Origin of the sequence: Rhodococcus tibetensis, assembly GCF_024438035.1 — a bacterium.
In the GTDB taxonomy this organism is placed as follows: Bacteria; Actinomycetota; Actinomycetes; order Mycobacteriales; family Mycobacteriaceae; genus Rhodococcus_F; species Rhodococcus_F tibetensis.
In genome coordinates this window covers 1-18025 of the sequence record NZ_JANFQF010000037.1, presented here as the reverse complement: position 1 = coordinate 18025, position 18025 = coordinate 1, and the positions used below count along the sequence as shown (strand labels likewise).

General features: G+C 64.7%; 19 protein-coding genes and 2 pseudogenes. 13 read left to right on the top strand and 8 right to left on the bottom strand.

Going from position 1 to position 18025, the window contains the following annotated elements; genetic code table 11:
* Positions 1–298 precede the first annotated feature (298 nt).
* Both ychF and NOF53_RS26825 read left to right on the top strand, forming a co-directional pair.
* Positions 299–1378: a redox-regulated ATPase YchF gene (gene ychF, locus NOF53_RS26830; protein WP_255974618.1), complete on the top strand. Its 1080-nt coding sequence runs from the start codon at positions 299–301 to the stop codon at positions 1376–1378.
* A gap of 59 nt (positions 1379–1437) precedes the next feature.
* Positions 1438–2352, top strand: a complete 915-nt coding sequence (locus NOF53_RS26825) for an exodeoxyribonuclease III (protein WP_255974617.1) — start codon at positions 1438–1440, stop codon at positions 2350–2352.
* Positions 2353–2386: 34 nt separating this feature from the next.
* Here the strand turns inward: NOF53_RS26825 and NOF53_RS26820 are convergent, their stop codons facing one another.
* The 4 genes from NOF53_RS26820 to NOF53_RS26805 all read right to left on the bottom strand — a co-directional run bounded on the left by NOF53_RS26820 (position 2387) and on the right by NOF53_RS26805 (position 5710).
* The gene (locus NOF53_RS26820; protein WP_255974615.1) at positions 2387–2557 is read right to left on the bottom strand and encodes a hypothetical protein; all 171 of its coding nucleotides are present in this window, start codon (positions 2555–2557) and stop codon (positions 2387–2389) included.
* Positions 2558–2731: 174 nt separating this feature from the next.
* Positions 2732–3568 carry a GAF and ANTAR domain-containing protein gene (locus NOF53_RS26815; RefSeq protein ID WP_255974613.1) on the bottom strand — a complete coding sequence of 279 codons (837 nt, stop codon included), beginning with the start codon at positions 3566–3568 and terminating at the stop codon, positions 2732–2734.
* Positions 3569–3765: 197 nt separating this feature from the next.
* Entirely contained in the window at positions 3766–4632 is an 867-nt protein-coding gene (locus tag NOF53_RS26810) for a PE-PPE domain-containing protein (RefSeq protein WP_255974610.1), read from the bottom strand.
* 460 nt (positions 4633–5092) lie between these two features.
* Positions 5093–5710, bottom strand: coding sequence for a TetR/AcrR family transcriptional regulator (locus tag NOF53_RS26805; RefSeq protein WP_255974608.1), 618 nt, complete (start codon positions 5708–5710; stop codon positions 5093–5095).
* A 127-nt stretch (positions 5711–5837) separates the two neighbouring features.
* On the opposite strand from NOF53_RS26805, the gene NOF53_RS26800 reads away from it, so the two are divergent.
* The 4 genes and pseudogenes from NOF53_RS26800 (at position 5838) to NOF53_RS26785 (ending at position 9322) form a co-directional block, all read left to right on the top strand.
* Positions 5838–6764: an AurF N-oxygenase family protein gene (locus tag NOF53_RS26800; RefSeq protein WP_255974606.1), complete on the top strand. Its 927-nt coding sequence runs from the start codon at positions 5838–5840 to the stop codon at positions 6762–6764.
* Positions 6761–8584 (top strand): DUF4873 domain-containing protein, encoded by a 1824-nt coding sequence (locus tag NOF53_RS26795; protein WP_255974604.1) that lies wholly within the window; start codon positions 6761–6763, stop codon positions 8582–8584. The genes NOF53_RS26800 and NOF53_RS26795 overlap by 4 nt, the downstream gene beginning before the upstream one ends.
* A 38-nt stretch (positions 8585–8622) precedes the next feature.
* Positions 8623–8883: pseudogene (locus NOF53_RS26790) on the top strand (XdhC family protein); the annotation flags it as partial.
* 307 nt (positions 8884–9190) lie between these two features.
* Positions 9191–9322 (top strand): toll/interleukin-1 receptor domain-containing protein, encoded by a 132-nt coding sequence (locus tag NOF53_RS26785; RefSeq protein WP_255974624.1) that lies wholly within the window; start codon positions 9191–9193, stop codon positions 9320–9322.
* 41 nt (positions 9323–9363) lie between these two features.
* Here NOF53_RS26785 and NOF53_RS26780 read toward each other — a convergent pair whose 3' ends face one another.
* Positions 9364–10584 carry an MFS transporter gene (locus NOF53_RS26780; RefSeq protein WP_255974602.1) on the bottom strand — a complete coding sequence of 407 codons (1221 nt, stop codon included), beginning with the start codon at positions 10582–10584 and terminating at the stop codon, positions 9364–9366.
* A gap of 71 nt (positions 10585–10655) precedes the next feature.
* On the bottom strand, positions 10656–11228 hold the full coding sequence (locus NOF53_RS26775; RefSeq protein ID WP_255974600.1) for a TetR/AcrR family transcriptional regulator: 573 nt from the start codon (positions 11226–11228) through the stop codon (positions 10656–10658).
* Between NOF53_RS26775 and imuA' the strand changes: the two genes are divergently transcribed.
* Positions 11190–11831, top strand: coding sequence for a DnaE2-dependent mutagenesis accessory factor ImuA' (gene imuA' / locus NOF53_RS28070; protein WP_509908955.1), 642 nt, complete (start codon positions 11190–11192; stop codon positions 11829–11831). The genes NOF53_RS26775 and imuA' overlap by 39 nt on opposite strands.
* Before the next feature lie 483 nt (positions 11832–12314).
* Here the strand turns inward: imuA' and NOF53_RS28005 are convergent, their stop codons facing one another.
* On the bottom strand, positions 12315–12467 hold the full coding sequence (locus NOF53_RS28005; RefSeq protein ID WP_255974596.1) for a recombinase family protein: 153 nt from the start codon (positions 12465–12467) through the stop codon (positions 12315–12317).
* Between the two features lie 93 nt (positions 12468–12560).
* Here NOF53_RS28005 and NOF53_RS26760 point away from each other — a divergent pair, with 93 nt between their 5' ends.
* The 4 genes from NOF53_RS26760 to NOF53_RS26745 all read left to right on the top strand — a co-directional run bounded on the left by NOF53_RS26760 (position 12561) and on the right by NOF53_RS26745 (position 14898).
* Positions 12561–13127, top strand: a complete 567-nt coding sequence (locus tag NOF53_RS26760) for a TetR/AcrR family transcriptional regulator (protein WP_255974594.1) — start codon at positions 12561–12563, stop codon at positions 13125–13127.
* 169 nt (positions 13128–13296) lie between these two features.
* Positions 13297–14280, top strand: coding sequence for an alpha/beta fold hydrolase (locus NOF53_RS26755; RefSeq protein WP_255974592.1), 984 nt, complete (start codon positions 13297–13299; stop codon positions 14278–14280).
* Between the two features lie 67 nt (positions 14281–14347).
* A complete protein-coding gene (locus NOF53_RS26750; protein WP_255974590.1) occupies positions 14348–14650 on the top strand; it encodes a hypothetical protein in 303 nt (100 codons plus the stop codon).
* A 44-nt stretch (positions 14651–14694) separates the two neighbouring features.
* Positions 14695–14898: a hypothetical protein gene (locus NOF53_RS26745; RefSeq protein ID WP_255974622.1), complete on the top strand. Its 204-nt coding sequence runs from the start codon at positions 14695–14697 to the stop codon at positions 14896–14898.
* Between the two features lie 691 nt (positions 14899–15589).
* Here the strand turns inward: NOF53_RS26745 and NOF53_RS26740 are convergent.
* Entirely contained in the window at positions 15590–16204 is a 615-nt protein-coding gene (locus NOF53_RS26740) for an NAD(P)H-dependent oxidoreductase (RefSeq protein ID WP_255974588.1), read from the bottom strand.
* A gap of 78 nt (positions 16205–16282) precedes the next feature.
* Between NOF53_RS26740 and NOF53_RS26735 the strand changes: the two genes are divergently transcribed.
* Together NOF53_RS26735 and NOF53_RS26730 are read left to right on the top strand one after the other, a co-directional pair.
* Complete coding sequence (locus NOF53_RS26735) at positions 16283–16858, top strand: TetR/AcrR family transcriptional regulator (protein WP_255974586.1); 576 nt, start codon at positions 16283–16285, stop codon at positions 16856–16858.
* Between the two features lie 910 nt (positions 16859–17768).
* Positions 17769–18025 (top strand): annotated as a pseudogene (locus NOF53_RS26730) (hypothetical protein); the annotation flags it as partial.

Below are 18025 nucleotides of genomic sequence, written 5' to 3'. Positions count from 1 at the left end.
ATGCAACGACCGAGGGTCGCGGGTGACCGCAGCGCCCGTGGGGCGGGAAGGTCAGAGGCCCGGGGTACGGGGTTCCAGTTACGGCGCGGTGATCATTCGTGACCGCGTGCTGACTACGTCCTTCCGGTATGGTGCTTGCCCTGTTACATCGTCGGCCCGCCACCCCCCGTTACCGGTCCCGGCCAGGAGTTTCGCTGGTCGGACGATAGCCGCGGGCTATCACCGGGTTACACCTCGAAAGGGGACCTGCGCAACTGGTGACCGGTCACCGCCGCGAAGGCCGTAGAATCCAACGACCGTGAGCCTTACCCTCGGAATCGTCGGACTGCCCAACGTCGGCAAGTCCACCTTGTTCAACGCGCTGACCAACAACGACGTGCTGGCCGCGAACTACCCGTTCGCCACCATCGAACCCAACGTCGGCCTGGTCGAACTGCCCGATCCGCGGCTGAACACGCTCGCCGAGATCTTCGGTTCGCAGCGGATCCTGCCTGCGACGGTGTCGTTCGTCGACATCGCAGGCATTGTGAAAGGCGCCTCCGAGGGGGCAGGTCTGGGCAACAAGTTCCTCGCCAACATTCGTGAAGCCGACGCCATCTGCCAGGTGGTTCGCGTGTTCAACGACGACGACGTGGTCCACGTCGACGGCCGCGTCGACCCGGCGTCCGACATCGAGGTGATCGAGACCGAGCTCGTCATCGCCGACATGCAGACGTTGGAGAAGGCTCTACCGCGCCTCGAGAAGGAAGCGAAGAAGAACAAGGAACTCAAGCCGCTGCACGAGGCCGCACTGGCAGCCCAGGAAGTGCTCGACGAGGGCAAGACGCTGTTCAGTGCGAAGGACAAGCTCGACTTCTCACTGCTTCGCGAGCTGAGCCTGCTCACCACCAAGCCGTTCCTCTACGTGTTCAACGCCGACGAGGCGGTGCTCACCGACGAGACGAAGGTCGCCGAACTGCGCGCGTCCGTCGCCCCCGCGGACGCCGTGTTCCTCGACGCGAAAGTCGAGCAGGAACTGCTCGAGCTCGACGAAGAGGACCGGCAGGAGATGCTCGACTCCATCGGGCAGACCGAGCCCGGCCTCCACGCACTCGCCCGCACCGGTTTCCACACCCTCGGCCTGCAGACCTACCTCACCGCAGGACCCAAGGAAGCCCGCGCCTGGACCATCCACAAGGGTGACACCGCCCCCCAGGCCGCCGGCGTCATCCACACCGACTTCGAACGCGGCTTCATCAAGGCAGAGATCGTCTCCTACGACGACCTCGTCGCCGCCGGATCCATGGCCGCCGCCAAAGCCGCAGGCAAGGTGCGCATGGAGGGCAAGGACTACATCATGGCCGACGGAGACGTCGTGGAGTTCCGCTTCAACGTGTAGACCCGGTTGACCACCCAGCCGAGTTCGGCCGCTCGAGACGGTTCCCTACACTGTGCCTCGTGCGGATCGCGACCTTCAACGTCAATGGGATCCGCGCGGCGCAGCGGCGCGGCTTCGAGGAGTGGCTGGCTGATCGTCGACCCGATGTGGTCGCCATTCAGGAGATGCGAGCCCGTGCCGCCGTCCTACCGCCTGGGGTGTTCGGCGACTACCACCTTGCGTACGACGAGGGGGAGCTCGCGGGCCGCAATGGTGTCGCGGTCCTGACTCGGCGTCCGCCCGTCGCGGTTCGGACGTGGAGTGGTACGGCGCTGGTGCAGCGTCCGGGTGAAACACATACCGAGAGAGCCGAACTCGACCCGGTGCCGTTGGCCCGGGGCTTGGGAGAGTTTGCCGGCGAGGGCCGGTACATCGAGGTCGACCTCGCCGAGGCACCGATCACCGTAGCGTCGATGTACCTCCCGAAGGGTGGCCTACCGGCGCACCTCCAGAAGCCTGGGCGCATGCGGGAGGCGCCCGACGGTGGAGCCCGCTACAACCGCAAGATGCGGTTCCTCTCCGCATTTGCGCGTCAGCTGACCCGCTCGCGCCGCACGGCACGCGCACGGGGCAGAGAGCTGCTGGTGATGGGCGACCTCAACATTGCGCACACCCGTCACGATGTACGGAACTGGCGGCGCAGCAATCAGGTCGAGGGCTATCTGCCGGAGGAGCGGGAGTGGTTCGACTCCATCCTCTCGCCGCGCACGCTCGTCGACGTCGTCCGGCGACAGCATCCGGGCGTCGACGGGCCGTACTCGTGGTGGTCGTGGCTGGGTCAGTCGTTCGTGAACGACGTCGGGTGGCGCATCGACTACCACCTCGCGACGCCGCGACTGGCGGGGGCGGTGGTCGCGGCCGGCACCGACCGGGACCCGGCGGCGGACCGCCGGATGAGTGACCACGCTCCGGTGGTCGTGGACTACGCCTACTGAGCAGATCAAGCACCCGGGGGTAATGCGGCGGGCACTACAACCTGCGACGAGCGACCTCGGCCTCGAGTTCTTCGATGCGGTCACGGGCGTGGATGCAGTACGCCTCGCCGTAGTCGTTGGCGACCGATTCCCCGAGGAGGGCCCGCTGCTCCGCCAAGCTGACGGTCAGTTCGTCGCTGCCCAGCTTGGTGACGTCGTCGCGCATCGTCCCATTGTCGCAGGTGCATGTCGCCGAAGCACGCGTACTCTCGACCAGAGGTGGCTGCTCGTTCCGGAATGCGCATCTGCTCAGCGCACGGAGTTGAGAAAGCAGCTCCGAAGGCGCGCATGGTCCTGTTCGGTTCTGCGCCGGGCAGGACTTTGTGCTGCGGGCCCCGGATCAGGTGGGTTCTTTGGCCGTGACGGCCGTTGCTGCGTCTACTCCGGAGACGGCGGCGAGCAGTTCCTTCGCGACAACCCGAAGTTTCCGGTTGCTGCGTTGCGAGTTCTCGGCGAGCATTCGGAACGCGGCGTCGGCGTCGATCCGGTGGATCGCCATCAGCATGCCCTTGGCCTGCTCGATCGGGGCGCGGCTGTCGAGTGCCTCCCGTAGCCCGTCGGCGAGATCACGCGCGTGTCGAAAGCGCGCGTAGTCGCTGATGGCGCGGGCCAGCGCGGCGGTGAGGGCTTCGACGACGGCCCGGTCGTGCTCGATGAAGGCGTCGGGCCTGTGACCGTAGATGTTGAGCGAACCGAATCGCTCAGTGGGCGTGTAGAGCGGGGCCGCGAGGAACGAGCGGATCCCCTCCTCCTTCGCTGCGGCGACGAACTGGGGCCAGCGTGCGTCGGCACCGTCGACGTCCACGCGTACGATCTCGCCCGTTGTGGCCGCATGCAGGCACGGTCCCTCACCGATTTCGTACTGGTGGACGTCGACCTGCAGGGTGCGGGCATCAGTGTGCACTGCGGTGAAGGTACGGCCACCGGACACGATGGTGATGCCGCAGCTGTCGGCGCCGTCGATCGCTCGGTGCGCGATCTCCACAGCTCGCTGAAGCACGACCACCAGGTGGTCTTCGTCGATGATCGATCCACCCAGCGCCGTCACGAAGGCGGCCAACTGCTCGACGCTGAGCGTCGCGGCAGACCGGGCAACCTTCTTCACCACAGCGGGGGCGTCCTCTGGCGAGGCGAGAACGGAGTCCACGGTGGCCGCATCAGCTTGAAATCCGTCCATAACGACCCATTATCACCCCGCGCCGTTCCGATGTGGAACCAGGGCGTTCCCGAACCGCGGAGACGCGAGCGGGAGGGAGGCTCTCCAGGGCCAAGTCTCGAGTTGTGGTTGAACCATCAGGAATGCGGGCACGTCGGCTCGAGAAGGCGGATCTCGCTCGGCGGACTACCGGCAGTGCACGGCCTCACGCGCTTGGTTCAGGCGGCTGGGCTCAGTGGCTCGGGGACTGTGTGGTCGTCGGATGTTTCGCACAACCAGTGCGCCAGCAGCTGACATCCCGTCATCCCGCGTGCGTCGAGGGGTTCGGTCGCGTAGCCGATGTGGCGTCCACCACGCCGGTTGGTGATGCGAAGCCGACGCCAGGCCAGTCGGGGCGGGAGGTAGCCGAGGATCTCGACAAGTGCGGTTCGCAGCCGCCGGAGGTCGGTGCGCCACTGACGCGGGCTGATGCGGGTTTTTGCTGCGTTCTGAAAGCTATTGTGCCGGAGTAACTGCCAGATCTGGGAGAACCAGATATGGGCGGTGCGCACTGACATCGATCGGGTGAGATCTGCAATGTCGCGGACGTAGCTGTCCTCGCTGGCGTTGCAGATCATGTCCTGCGGGTCCGCCACCCACATCACCGAAACCGTGGCGGGGAGTGGCGGGCCCTCGCCGGCGACACCCCGCCCCTCGCATCCCGGTAGCACCCCGGCCGGTTGCTGCGGATCCGAGATCAATCCGGCGGCGACGACGCGCCCCGCTGTCATGTGGCCTGCGGCAATGATGCCCAGCAGTTCCCGGATCACCGTGCACCCCTGTGAGTAGCCGATCAGGATGATCGGGTCTGGGGTCTCCTTCAGGCGGTCGAGTAAGGCGCGGACACCCATCTCGGTGCTCTGTTTGTAGCTCAGGCCGCCTGCCGCGACCGGCCCGTACGACGCCGGGTAGCCGACCCAGCGGGCCACAAAACGATCGTCGAGCTTGTCGGTGACCTCCCGCAGGAGGCCTGACACTTCGGTGCGGTGGTCGTCGGGATGGGATTCGCCGGTGCCACCGAGGGCGAGCACGGTCATCTGTGACATCACTCCATGGTGCCGCCCGGGGAGGCGTCCGTGCGGGTTCGGAGTCTGAGAACTTACTGGCAATCCGAGCATGGGGAAGCCGCCCCCGTAGCGAGAAAAGTACTCCGGCGGGCAGAGCCGAACCGGCAGCAACGACCACACGTGCACGTCGGTTGAGGTCCTGTATTCCGGGAGAAGCCGACGTATCACCGTTTTCGAACATAGTTTTGACCGATACAGGTCCTAGCGGGGCATCTTCTCCCGAACCGACCCATGGCAACAGATCCTGTGTACAGCACTTCTAACCCTCGATACCAGAAGTCTCCTGCACTCATCGCGATCTCTCAGGTTGCTGTGCAACCCACTGAGACCGACAAACACGGATTCGGTGACCTTTTCCGCCCGGCGCACACGGTTCGGCGACCACGGTGAACGCATCCGGTGCCATACCCCCGGGTATATTCTTGCGAGAATACCCGTGTCAAGGAATTGTAGGATCCGGTTGCGGCATGAACGCGACCGACAGCAGTGACCGGACGAACTCCCGCAGAGCCCGCTCGTCGGACGTGTCCACGATCCCCTCCGTGATGATGAGCGAGCCGATGATGCGGAACGCCCACTCGGAGATGGCCGTAGGGCTTACGCCCGACAGTTCCTCGGGAGAGAACAGGCGCTCGAAGTGGGGAGTCAGCAGTTGGGCCCCGAGTTCGATCATCGGCTTCGCCTTGACCGTGAACCACGGAAGCACCACCTCTGGGTCGTCGCGTAACCCCTTCTGCAGCAACCGGTGTCCGCGTGCGTATTGGACGGCGAACACGACAGCGTCGACGAATCGCACCTGGAGTTGGCTTTGTCGTCCCCGCAGCACCGGGTCCAGCACGACGAAGAATCGGGAGATCTCCCGCTGGAAGAGGGCCTCGAGGATGGCGGACTGATCGCCGACGTGTTTGTAGAGCGTGGGCCGGGACAGTCCCGCGCGCTCGGCGATGACCGCGTGAAGCCGGGTGTTGTAACCGAGTTCGATCAGGCATTCCTCGGCCGCATCGAGGATCCGTTCCCGGAGTTCGCCGGGAGTCGGTGTCGTCGGCTGCGTCCTCACGGCCCTGATTGTGCTGTTCGGGCGGGGTGGGCGCAAACCCGACGGTACAAATGTGAACTCGAGTCACAGACAACCATTGACCTGCGTCACACCACGGGTTTACGTTCTACCTATAAACGAAAACGAGATGGAATCGCGCTCGACGAAGGGAACAGCGATGTCTGAGCGTTCACACACGATCGACCGGGAGGAAGTCGCCGGCCGGCTCCTCGCAGGCTCCGTCAAGCGTTCGTACGCCCCGGTCGTCGACATCGACTGGGACGCGCCCCTCGAGGACGGCAAGTACTTCCTGCCACCGCAGGTCTTGTCTCTGTGGGGAACCGAGATATGGGACCGGATGAGCGAGGCGCAGCGCATCGAACTGTCCCGGCAAGAATCGGCGAACATCCTCAGCGTCGGGATCTGGTTCGAGAACATACTCAACCAGGCGCTCCTGCGCGCGCTGCTGCACAATGATCCGAGCTCGCTGCACACCCGGTACATGCTCACCGAGATGGGCGACGAGTGCCGGCACATGACGATGTTCGGACGCGCCATCGAGCAGATGGGTGCCAAGCCCTTCCAGCTCCGGCGGTATCAGGCAGTCGCGGTCAACGTGCTGCCCAAGACATTTCGCGGAACCATGCTGTGGGTGGCCGCGCTCATCGGTGAGGAGATCTTCGATGCCACGCAGCGGCGCGTCCTCGAGGACCCGCAGCTGCAGCCGATGATTTCCCGGCTGATGCGTATCCACGTCACCGAGGAGTCCCGGCACATCCGATTCGCGCGCGAGGGGGTGCGCCGCCGCGTCGCGGAAGGCCACCGGATAGACCGGCTCTGGGTCGGAACGTTGCAGGGGGTTGGCGGCCCGCTGTTCCAGTGGCTGTTCACCAACCCGGCCATGTATGAGCGGGCCGGACTGGATCCGAAGGAAGCACGTCGACAGGCCCTGGCAAATCCGAACTTTCGCGAGAACCAACGACGCGGGTTCGAGTCACTGGCCGCGTTCCTCGAAGAGAACGGCCTGATGCGAGCGACTTCCCGCGCGCTGTGGCGGCGCGGCGGATTCCTGTGACAACCGGGATCACCGAACCGGACATCCTCGTCGTCGGCACCGGATTCGCCGGACTGTGCATGGCGATCAAGCTGAAGGAGGCGGGAGAGGAGAACTTCGTCATCCTCGAGAAGGCCGACCGGGTGGGCGGAACGTGGCGGGAGAATACGTATCCCGGGTGTGGCTGCGACGTGATGTCGCTGATGTACTCGTTCTCCTTCGCGCCCAACCGGAAATGGACCCGGATGTACGCGCGGCAACCCGAGATTCTCGACTACATCGAACGGGTGGTCTGCGACTGCGACCTGACACCTCACATCCGGTTCGGCGCCGAGGTGATCTCGTACGAGTTCGACGAGACCACCGACCGGTGGCGGGTCGAGACCCGGTCCGGTTCCGTCCACCACCCGCGTATCGTCGTTGCCGGTCCGGGACCGCTGCACAAACCCAGCATCCCCGCATTTCCCGGCCGAGAGTCGTTTTCGGGACCGGCGTTCCATTCCGCCGAATGGGACCACTCGGTCAATCTGGCCGGCAAGCGGGTGGCGGTCATCGGCACGGGAGCCAGTGCCGTGCAGTTCGTTCCCGAGATTGCGAAGACGACGGCACACGTCGACGTCTTCCAGCGGACGCCACACTGGATCCTGCCGAAGCTGGACCGCCCGATCACCGCCGGCGAGAAGGCGGTGTTCAAGGCCGTTCCCGGCGTGCAGAAGGCCTACCGCGGTGCGATCTACTGGAGCCATGAATCGCTGATCCCCGGGTTCCTGCACCCACGACTGATGACGGTGCTGGAGTCGGCCGCCCGGGGGCTGTTGCGCAGGCAGGTGCACGACCCCGCTCTGCGTGCGTCGCTGACCCCCGACTACACCATCGGGTGCAAGCGAATTCTGGTGTCCAGCAATTTCTACCCCGCCCTGCAACGCGAGGACGTCGATCTGGTCACCTCGGGCATCTCGGAAATCACCGAGTGTGGGATTCGCACGCAAGACGGAAGGATGCACGAGGCGGACGTCATCGTCTACGGCACCGGGTTCGCGGTCGGCGACCGATTCGAGAACGAGCACATCGTGGGCCGGCGCGGGCTGACGATCCAGCGGGCCTGGCGCGACGGCATGGAGGCGTACCTGGGTGTCGCGGTCGCGGGGTTCCCGAACTTCTTCCTCATGATGGGGCCGAATTCCGGTGGCGGCAATCAGTCGATCGTCTTCGTCATCGAGGCCCAGGCGCATTACATCACCCGATGCCTGGCGCTGATGAAGAGGCGCGACGCGACGCGGATCGAGGTGCGTGCGGGCGCGCAACGCGAATTCAACCGGGTTCTCCACCGCAAACTCGAGGGCTCGGTGTGGAATTCGGGTGGGTGCGACAGCTGGTACCTCGATTCCACCGGCCACAACCGGGCGGCGTGGCCGGGTTCGAGCGCGTCCTACTGGCGGCGCATGCGCACCCCAGACGACCGGCACTTCGAGCTGAGTTCGCTCACGGAGCGAGAGGACGACACCGAGTACCGGGGGCCCGGCGTGCTCACGTCCGGCGACCTGACCGTGGCCGTCGAGGTCTTCCTGAACGGGCACATCGAACCGCTGGACGGTCTCTACCACTGGTACGGCCGCGTCGTCGGCGACGGTGTCGACGCGGCGAAGCACCGCAACCGCACCCCACTGTTCCTCACGATCGGTGACGGCCCCGAAGTGCCCGCCGCCCTCACCGAGTGCGACCCGTGGGGGCATTACCGTATTGCCGGTGTGGGCACGCCCCCGTTCCCGCTCGCACCGGTCGAAGTCGAGGTTCCCTTCTCCCGCGCCAAACTCGCCTCTGCGGAGAAGTCCTGTAGTTGAGCGTGATCACACGTCGGACCCGAGCGGGAAGGGTGCTGATGCGCGACGTGCTGGCGGACCTGATGGCGGTGTGGGCCGCGGGTGGGACGGCGGGTGTGGGAACCGTGGTTCGCACGTTCCGCTCCGCTCCGCGACCGCCGGGGGCGTCGATGGTCGTGACGCCCGACGGCAGTGCGTCCGGTTCGGTGTCCGGCGGGTGTGTCGAGGGAGCGGTCTACGAACTCGCGTCCGAGGTCACGGCGTCTGGCACGCCGGTGCTGCAGCGGTACGGGATCAGCGACGAGAACGCGTTCGAGGTAGCAGACAAGTCCAAAAGCCCCACCACGCAGAAAAGTAAACGCGCCGAAGCTGACCGCCCTGACGAAAGCAGCCGACGACGCGGAGAAGAAGCGCGCCGATCTGGAAGCTGGCGGCCACAGATGTCAAGATCAACGCCGCTAAAGGGAAGCTCGACAAAGAACGGGCGGCTCAGGAACGCACTCGGGAGCGGAAGTTGCAAGAACACACTCACACGACTGACCGTGCCGCTTCACAATTCACAACCGCGTCCCCAGCCGTGTCGACGCCAGTACTCCGTCGATAGGGCACCAGCGCCCAGAGCACGATGTGTTCCTGTCCCATGCGAGCGAGGACAAGGACGCGATCGCCCGTCCACTCAAAGACGTCTTGGAAGCACTCGACCTCAACGTGTGGGATCAGGGCGACAGCGGAGTGTCGGAAATCTGGATTCCGCCATGAGCATCGGTGCAAACCCTCGGCGTCCGGCGCAGAGCCGATGTTTACCGTGGTCCTCTCTCGGCGACTACGGGAGCAGGCGATTCTGGGGCGTTCTGTGCAGCTCGTGACGAGCGTGGAACAGACACGATCGCGGGAATCATCGCAAACAGAGCGAGCACGGCCAGGACGGCCCCTACCCAGAGCGGTGCGCGGAGCCCATAGGCGTTGATGCCGAGACCGCCGATCCACGAGCCGACCACCACGCCGAGGGTGATAAACGACGAGTGCATCGTCTGCACGAGCGAACCGGTGTTCCCGGCCCGCTGGACGCGGGTAATCATGGCCGGGTTGAGCGTGATCCCCACCAGACCAATTCCGATCATCGCGATGATCGCTACCGCAGGGATGGAGGCGAGGAGCGCGAAGCCGACGAGGAAGACAGCGTTGAAGAGCAGGCCGCCGACGATCACGCTGATCGTGTGCGACTGCGCCAAACGACCCACGATGACATTGCCTACCACGGTCGCTATCCCATACCCGAGCAGCAGCAACGGGACGATCGACTCGGACAGGCCGGTGACGTCGATGAGGATCGGCGCGAAGTACGAGAACGCCGCGAACGTCGCCCCTATGACGAGCGTCGAGGTTGCCATGATGAACCACAGCCGCGGGTTCGAGAACACCCGAAGCTCCGCACGCAGACCCCCGGTGCTCTCCGGGGTGAGAGGCGGCAGCGCAACCAGGGTCGCGACCGCGATGACCACGGTCAGCGCGGCGATCGCGATGAACGCCGCCCGCCACCCGAACCGGTCGCCGATGAGCGTGGACAGGGGCAGCCCCAGCGCGGTGCCGAGCATGAGGCCCTGCAGGGCGAGGCTCGTCGCCCGGCCTCGCAGTTCGGGTGCGGTGATCTGAGCGGTAGCGGACAGCGCGATCCCGAAGAACGCCCCCGAGGCGGCACCCGTGACGAGTCGCCCGACGAGCATCGTGCCGTACGACGTCGATATCGCTGCGAGCGCGTTACCGATGAAGAACACGATAAATAACAGGAGCAGAGCGTGGTTCGTGCGTATGCGCTGCACACTCAGCGTCAACGGTGGGCCACCGATCGCCATCGCAAGGGCGAAGGCAGCGACGAGGTAGCCGATCTGCGGGATCGTGGCACCGAGATCCCTCGACATCTGTGGCATCAGACCACTGACGAGGAGTTCGCTGCAGACCATCACGAAAATGCCGAGCGTCATCAGATACACGGGCTTAGGGATCGAGGCGCGTTGCGTCACAGAACAACCTTTCTTGATTCTATTATCAGAAACTCGAGAAAAGAAATGCGGCCCAGCGCGAGTGGTATCGCTCAGTCGATCAGGATTGCGATGCCGGCCAGGGCTACGCGGCGCAGGGCGGTCGGCGGCACACCAGCCTGACCCATCGTTCGAATCCCGTTGGTCACGGTCACAAACAGCAAGGCACCCTCGCCGGGGACGACATCGTCGGAGATACTGCCGTCGACCTGCCCTGCCCGGATCGCTCCTTCGAGAAGGGCCAACCGCTCCTGCAAATCCTTGTCGAGGATGCGAGCTACACGCTCGTCGCGCTCACGCAAGCCAGGAGTCATCATCGAGTGCACCACCATGCAGCCGGCCCCGTGTCCTTGTTCGCGGGCGTCCTGCTCCTCCTGAACAATGACTCCCATGACCGTTCGCAGGCGCTCGGCACCGGCGCATTCGGTGTCGGTCAGGATGGCGGCTTGGAGCTCACGAAACCGGGTCGCATAGCGCTCCAAGGCGCGAACGAACAGCTCGTCCTTGGAGATGAACGCGTTATACAGGCTGCCGCGCAGAACCCCCGCCGCCTCGCACAACTGCTCGGTGGAGGTGCCCGCGAAGCCATGCACCCGGAATTCAGCTGCCGCCGCGTCGAGCACCACCGTCTCATCGAACGTCCGTGGTCTACCCATGAGCGGAACCATACCAAGTTCTTTACTTCATTATCAAAAACGCAGCGCGGCAACTACTGCTTGCTTATCGCGACAGCGACCGCCGCCGGCCATCATGCCGCGATCATCGGCCAGCCCCGTTGCGGGTTTCTTGCTGCCGCCGAGCAAGGAGCGGACCTGAGCAAGATCGCCGTGATCGCCAATCCCGGTCCGAATCCGCTCGACATCGCCGCCGTATGCCTGGACGGCATCGACCTCGTCACCACAACGCTCGCGGATCGCGACGTACCACCCACCCACCCACCCGCGCCCGGGCGGTTCTCGCCCGAACACGGGCCCATGGCGCCGTCCTCGTTACAACCGACGGGCGACTGCCCGGCACCGACTTCACCCTCGAATCGACACCCGTCGCTATCAGCGGGCTCGGACAAGGACACGGCCGCGTCCGCGGCATCACCATCGACCTCGCACTCCACGGACGAAGCACGCCCCGGCGCACGACCCGCTTTCATTTCGGGGCCCGACCGTGGGAGCCACTCGAATGGACTGCTGACTCGCGATCCGTCGGAACAGACACAGCACGAACCGGACTAGCGGCCGCGCAGTAGTTTCCACGTCTGCTGCGCTCCACCTACCGGTAGCGAGTAGGCTCTTCGAGCACCTGGTCGGGGTCGCCGTAGTACTCGCCGAAATCGGGCGGATATGGCGTAGCCGCAGGCGAGGCCGGGCTGTCAGCAACCTTGATCAGGGTCGAGCAAGCTGATAATGCCGCGCATGGCCGCTGGCCCCGGAGGTAGCTTGTGAGCCAAATGCCAACGGACATGATGTAACTCGCGGGTAGAGAGTGGGGCCTGAAAACGCCAGCAGGGCGTCGCGGTCTGCTATGAGCCCGGTCGAGGTATCACGCAGAGCCCCACACGATTCGACTTGGCGGACAGGAGATTTCCGCAGGTCTCGGGTCAGGAGACCTGCGTAGCGGTCCCAGCACGCAGGTAGGTGTAGACGGTTTCGCGGCTGATGCCGCATTCCTTGGCCAGCACCGATTTTCGCTCACCGGGCGGCGGCGCGCTCGCACAGTCATCCGGCCTGCTCCGGGGCGAGGGTGGGTTCGCGGACCGTGTAGGCGCCGCGATCCTTGGCGGCGGCGATGCCCTCGCCGTGGCGTTCCAGGATGAGTGCTCGTTCGAACTTGACGAACGCGCCCATCACGCTCAGCAGCAGCGTCGCCATCGGTGAGTCTCACCAGTGAAGGCAAGATTCTCGGTGACGAAGTCAACCCGCAGCTCGATTGACATGCTGACAAATCTGCGTAGATTTGTCATCATGTCAGGAATGGATGGTCGGCTAGAGGCGGTACTGGACGCGGCGTACGCGTGTTTCGTGCGGCACGGGCTCAAACGCACGACGATGGACGACATCGCCCACGAGGTCGGGCTCTCGCGACCCACCCTGTATTTGAGCGTCCGCAACAAGGACGAGGCCTTCGCGATGGTGGCCCGACGCCTGCTCGATCGCGCGGGCGCGGCCGCGGCGGAAGCCGCCCAGTCGCAGGGTGAATTGGCTCAGCGGGTGGCAGGGGTGCTGGAAACCAAACTGCGGCTGGCGATCACGCTGAACCGCGACAGTCCAGCGCACGCGCAGGAGTTCCTGTCGGTGGGATCGCGGTTGCTGGGCATGATGGTCACCGATTACGAGGCCTCCCTGGCCGAATTGGTCACCGACCTGCTCGCCGACCAGGTGCCACGTGTCGATGCCGCGGAAACCGCGGCGATTCTGGTCGCCCTGACCTTTGGACTCGAGTCCGACCTCACCGACCCCGACATCGCGCTGGACCGGCTGCGCCGAGCCGTGCGGCTGATCATCGGTGGCCTGATGGTTTCCGGGCGCTGACACAACTTCGCGAGTCGGGACACCGAACTCGTGTGTCCGCCGCCGGGCGAGGCCGCAGAAGCTACACCCCGGCAGGTCGACTGTATCGACGCAGGTCAGTGAGACAACCACATCCTGTGGATTTCGCGTGGCCGGACGGTCCGGGCGCAGGCGAACAAGGAGAGAAGAGATGAGCGGAAGCAGATTTTACCGTGACCAGACCGCGTGGCGGGACCTACAGCAGTTCCTGCCCGCCGGGTTGCATATGACCAGCGACGCAGACATGCCTGACGAAGAGTTCTGGCGCTGGGGTGCACACAATATCCACCTCGACCGGTACCCGAACCCCGACGCCCCGGCGAAGGTGGTGCTGCATCACGGCGTCGGCACCAACGGCCGGCAGATGAACCTGATTCTAGGCAAGACTTTGGCCGAGAGAGGCTGGGAGGTCGTCGCCCTGGACAACCTCGGCTACGGCATGACCGAAGTCGGCAGGGGCACCATACCTGGCTACCGCGACTGGGTTCAGATGGTCACCGACTACCTCGCCTACGAGAAGAGCCGCGACGACCGCCCGATCGTCCTCTACGGCCTCAGCGCCGGCGGCATGCTGACCTACCACGTGGCCGCCCACGCCCCACGCGGCACGCTGCACGGCATCGTCGGCATGACGTTCCTCGATCAGCGCAATCCGCAGGTGTGGCGGCGGACATCCCACGACATCTTCCATGCCACCGCGGGAACCGCCTTGTTCGAACTCCTGGCACGCACCCCGCTACGCGGCATGCGCTACCCGATGTCGATGGCCTCGAAAATGAGTGCTCTGTGCAACGATCGGCGCGCGCTGAAAGTCTTCCTGCGGGACAAGACCTCTGCCGGTAACTGGGTCTCGGCCAAGTTCATCGCCGAGTATCGCCGCTACGCACCCGACATCGAGGCCGCCGACTTCGACATCTGCCCGATCCTGCTCACCCAGCCCGCACAAGATCACTGGACCCCGCTGGAACTGAGCTACCCGGCCCTGGACCCCATCACCAAGGTGCCGGTCACGGTGATCACCCTCGACAATGCCGGGCACTATCCCCTCGAAGAACCCGGGCTCACCCTGATGCAGGACAACATCGACCGGTTTGTCCGCCACGTCACCGGCACGACAGTCGCCCGGCCGCTCTAGGACGACGCGGTCGCGATGACCACCACCGGGTAACGAGCGCGACACGGCGTCAGCGACAGCGACGCCCATGCCGACCGGGGAAGCCATCACCCGATACCTGCGATGGCTTCCCCACCAGCGGACGCACCGGCCAGCTCATCGCACCACAAACCGTGCGCGCCTACACCTGCACCGCCCCCAAGGCCTTCACTGGATCACCGTCCTCGCCGGACTCGACCACCCGACCGGACGCGACCGGCTGCAACATCATTCGCACTGGGGGACCCCGGCGATATTCAACGCTAGACGCGCCGCCGTCGCCAGTGCCCTGACCTATCTTCATACCCAGCAACGGATCACCGAGGGACTGTCCGGTAATCGGTTGATCTGAGTCTGGCCGACACGCCGAGCTTTGCTTGGCGGGAAGGCGGAATCATGACCGAGACACTCGATCCTATGGATCAGACGAAGATCGATCACCAGAAGTTGGCGCAGCAACTGCTGGCGCAGGCCAAGGCTGATGGCGTGGAACTGGTCGGACCGAACGGACTGCGAGTTCGTTCTCCGAACGCCTACGCAAATGCTTGCTTGCCAAGCGTTCCAATGCGGTCGGCGGCGCATCGGCCAGTGACCGCGTAGGAGGGATCATTTCGGTGAGCGCCTTGTCCAACACCGCTTCGAGGCGATCGGTCTTCGTGGTCGACTGGTTATAGAAACGCGCTCGCACGAATTCGGTCCGTAGGGGTGCGTGCTCGGCGAACCGCGTGACGTCGAGTTCGTATCCGGCCTGGCGGGACAGTTCGGAGAAGAACACGAACTGTGTCCGGGTGTTCCCTTCCCGGAAACTGTGGATGGTATTGATTTCGCCCCAGTGATCGGCGAGGCCGGCAACAAACTCTGCGCGGCCGCGGCCGCGCAACAGAATTCTCGGCAGCCAGCTTCCGGAACTGCCTTTCTGCTGCTTCGCGGATCTGATCACCCACACCGGGGTAGTAGCCGTAGTTCACCATCGGCGCGTTGGGATCCCCCGGTGAGAAATGAACGACATCCGGGCCGCTCTTTACCATCTGCTGATCCGGTCCAACACGTTCCTGACCAGCCCATTCGTACACATCCTGAAACAATGCCCGATGGACGGCCTTGAAGTGGTCGTAGTCGAACTTCCCCTCAATCGGGGTCTTGTTCAGTTCGGTCATACGGAGCAACGAAGCGCGTTCCTCGTATCGACGCAGTTTCTCCGCGTCCGGGGTCCCGTACGGCTCCGCGGCTCGGGCGGGGTGGTACCCGGATTGGGCGGCCTTCAGAGGTCGAGGATTAGTTCGGGTGTTCGTCAACGGGCAGCTGCGCTCGCCAGGCCGGCGACGCGGGCCGCGATACCCTCGCTGACGTCACAGATCTCCGCAGCGAGGGTATCGCGACTCTTCGTGTCCGACTCGTGCACGAAGGTTGTCGATCCCAGTGTGGCACCGCAGTATTCGATGATGCCGCGCTCGATCTGCGTTCGGAAGGCCTCGTACACACCGTGGCGTTCGAAACTCTCCGCGTCGTCGCCCGCAACGGGGACCAGGTGGACGGTGAGTCGGTCCAGCTTCTTCACGAATTCGCTTCCCGGGATGAACTCGTATGCCCACCCGCTGACGAAGACGCGATCGATCCATCCTTTGAGTAGTGCGGGCATCGACCACCAGTACATCGGAAACACGAGAATCAGATGGTCTGCACGATCGATTCGTTTCTGCTCGGCTACCACGTCAGCGGGCGCAGTCCCGTTGCCGCGGAACAGGCCCAGATCGGCATCGGAGAATCGGGGATCGAAGTTCTCGACACTCAGGTCGGCGATGTCGACTTCACCGCCCGTGGCGCGGATCGCGTCGGCGGTAGCTCGGGCGACATGCTGGGTCAGTGAGTCGGGATCGGAGTGGGACACTACGACGAGTGCGGTCATGAGCGTTTCCTTCGGTGAGTGGAACGTCTATGTACCAAGAGTAGGTTACTATTCGTATATAGCGCAAGGAGGTGCCCGATGGCACGCACGAGACTGTCGCGGGCCGACAGATACGACCAGCTTGTGGAGGTGTCGTGGGCCCTGGTGCGAGCGGAGGGCGCGGACGCGCTGACCCTCGGCCGGTTGGCCGAACGTGCAGGCGTCGCAAAACCGGTCGTCTACAGCCATTTTCCCTCCCGCGCCGCGTTGTTGGCCGCCCTCTTCAGCGAATTCGACGACCGCCAGACGGTGATGCTCGAGGAGTATCTCGAGGCTGCGGAGGAGTCACTGGATGGACGCGCGAACGCGATCGCCAACTCGTACGTCGGATGCGCGCTGGCGCAGGGGCGTGAACTGACGGGTGTGCTTGCAGCGCTGGAGGGTTCGCCCGAGCTGGAGCAAGTCAAGCGTGAATCGGAGCACGCTTATTCCGAACGATGCCGGGAGATACTTGCCCCCTTCGGCGCCACCGATGGACTTGCGAAACGATCGATGACGGCGATATTCGGTGCTGCTGAGGCGCTCTCGCACGCGGCGATAGCGGGAGTGCTTTCGCCCGACGAGGCGAAGGGCGAACTCGCCGCGCTGATCGTCGCGGTCGTCGGCAGGATCTGACGTCAGTGGCGTGTCGCGGGCGGTGTCCCAGGGGGCAGGCACCGCCCGTCTTGCAACTTTCGATTGAATCAACTGCGGCTGAGTCCTTTGGCTCTCGAAGCTAGTCGCGCGCTTGGTTCAGGCGGCTGGGCTCAGTGGCTCGGAGACTGTGTGGTCGTCGAATGTTTCGCACAACCAGTGCGCCAGCACCTGACATCCCGTCATCCCGCGTGCGTCGAGGGGTTCGGTCGCGTAGCCGATGTGTCGTCCACCACGCCGGTCGGTGATGCGAAGCCGACGCCAGGCCAGTCGGTGACCTCGGACTCCGGCCGGACCGCCCGGCGGAACTCGCGATCGCCGCGGCGACCACAGGCCTCGAGATCATCAACCAAGCGATGCGCATCCCAGCCGTACGCAGGCTGGTCTCTCGCCACGGTCAACTACTGTTGGACACCGTCGTGGACCGTGGGCTGGACCGGATACGCGCCGAGTACCGGGCCACCCCTGTCCCGGGCGCCGCCGACTGGCCGCGTCGGCCAGCGGTGAGAGCCCGGCAATAGGCAGCCGGCTGGAGGCTGATCCCAGCAGATACGATGCTCACGCCGGCCGCACCTGCGAGATCCCCTCGGATCGAATGAATGTTCATATTGACGTTCCCTTCCCCCGTGCCGGACCCGAACCCCGAGCTTTGGCGCTGGTCGACCCAGCCGCTCAGTCGGAACGAAAGCGAATCCTGCGCAATCACGCCAGCGCATCGGGACAACTGACGCCTCTTTGGTGGGATGAACCCGCCGATCCCAGTGGCAGTAGCATGTTCGGCCCGACTGGAGTGATGTGTGACACCTGGAGTTGCAGACAATCATGGAGTGCCCGTAAGTTTCAGCTACTTGTCAGTTACTGAACTGGTGGCTGGGTGACTTGGGGGACCGTGGTGACTGTGTTTCGTCGGGTGGCGGTGGGTGTGGTGGCGGCCGGTGTGCTTGCGGTAGGTGCTGGTGGGTCGGCGGCAGCGGATGCGGTGTCGGTGCCAGATCGATGTCTCGTCCGGTGTGACGTTGGGGTTGTCGTTGGGATCACCCCGAGTGTGGGGGTGTCGGTGTCCGCGTCCGGTCCGGGGGTGAATGCGGGCCTGTCGGGGACGGTGGGCCCGATTTTCTCGACCACGATCAAGCCCGGCCAGATCGTCGA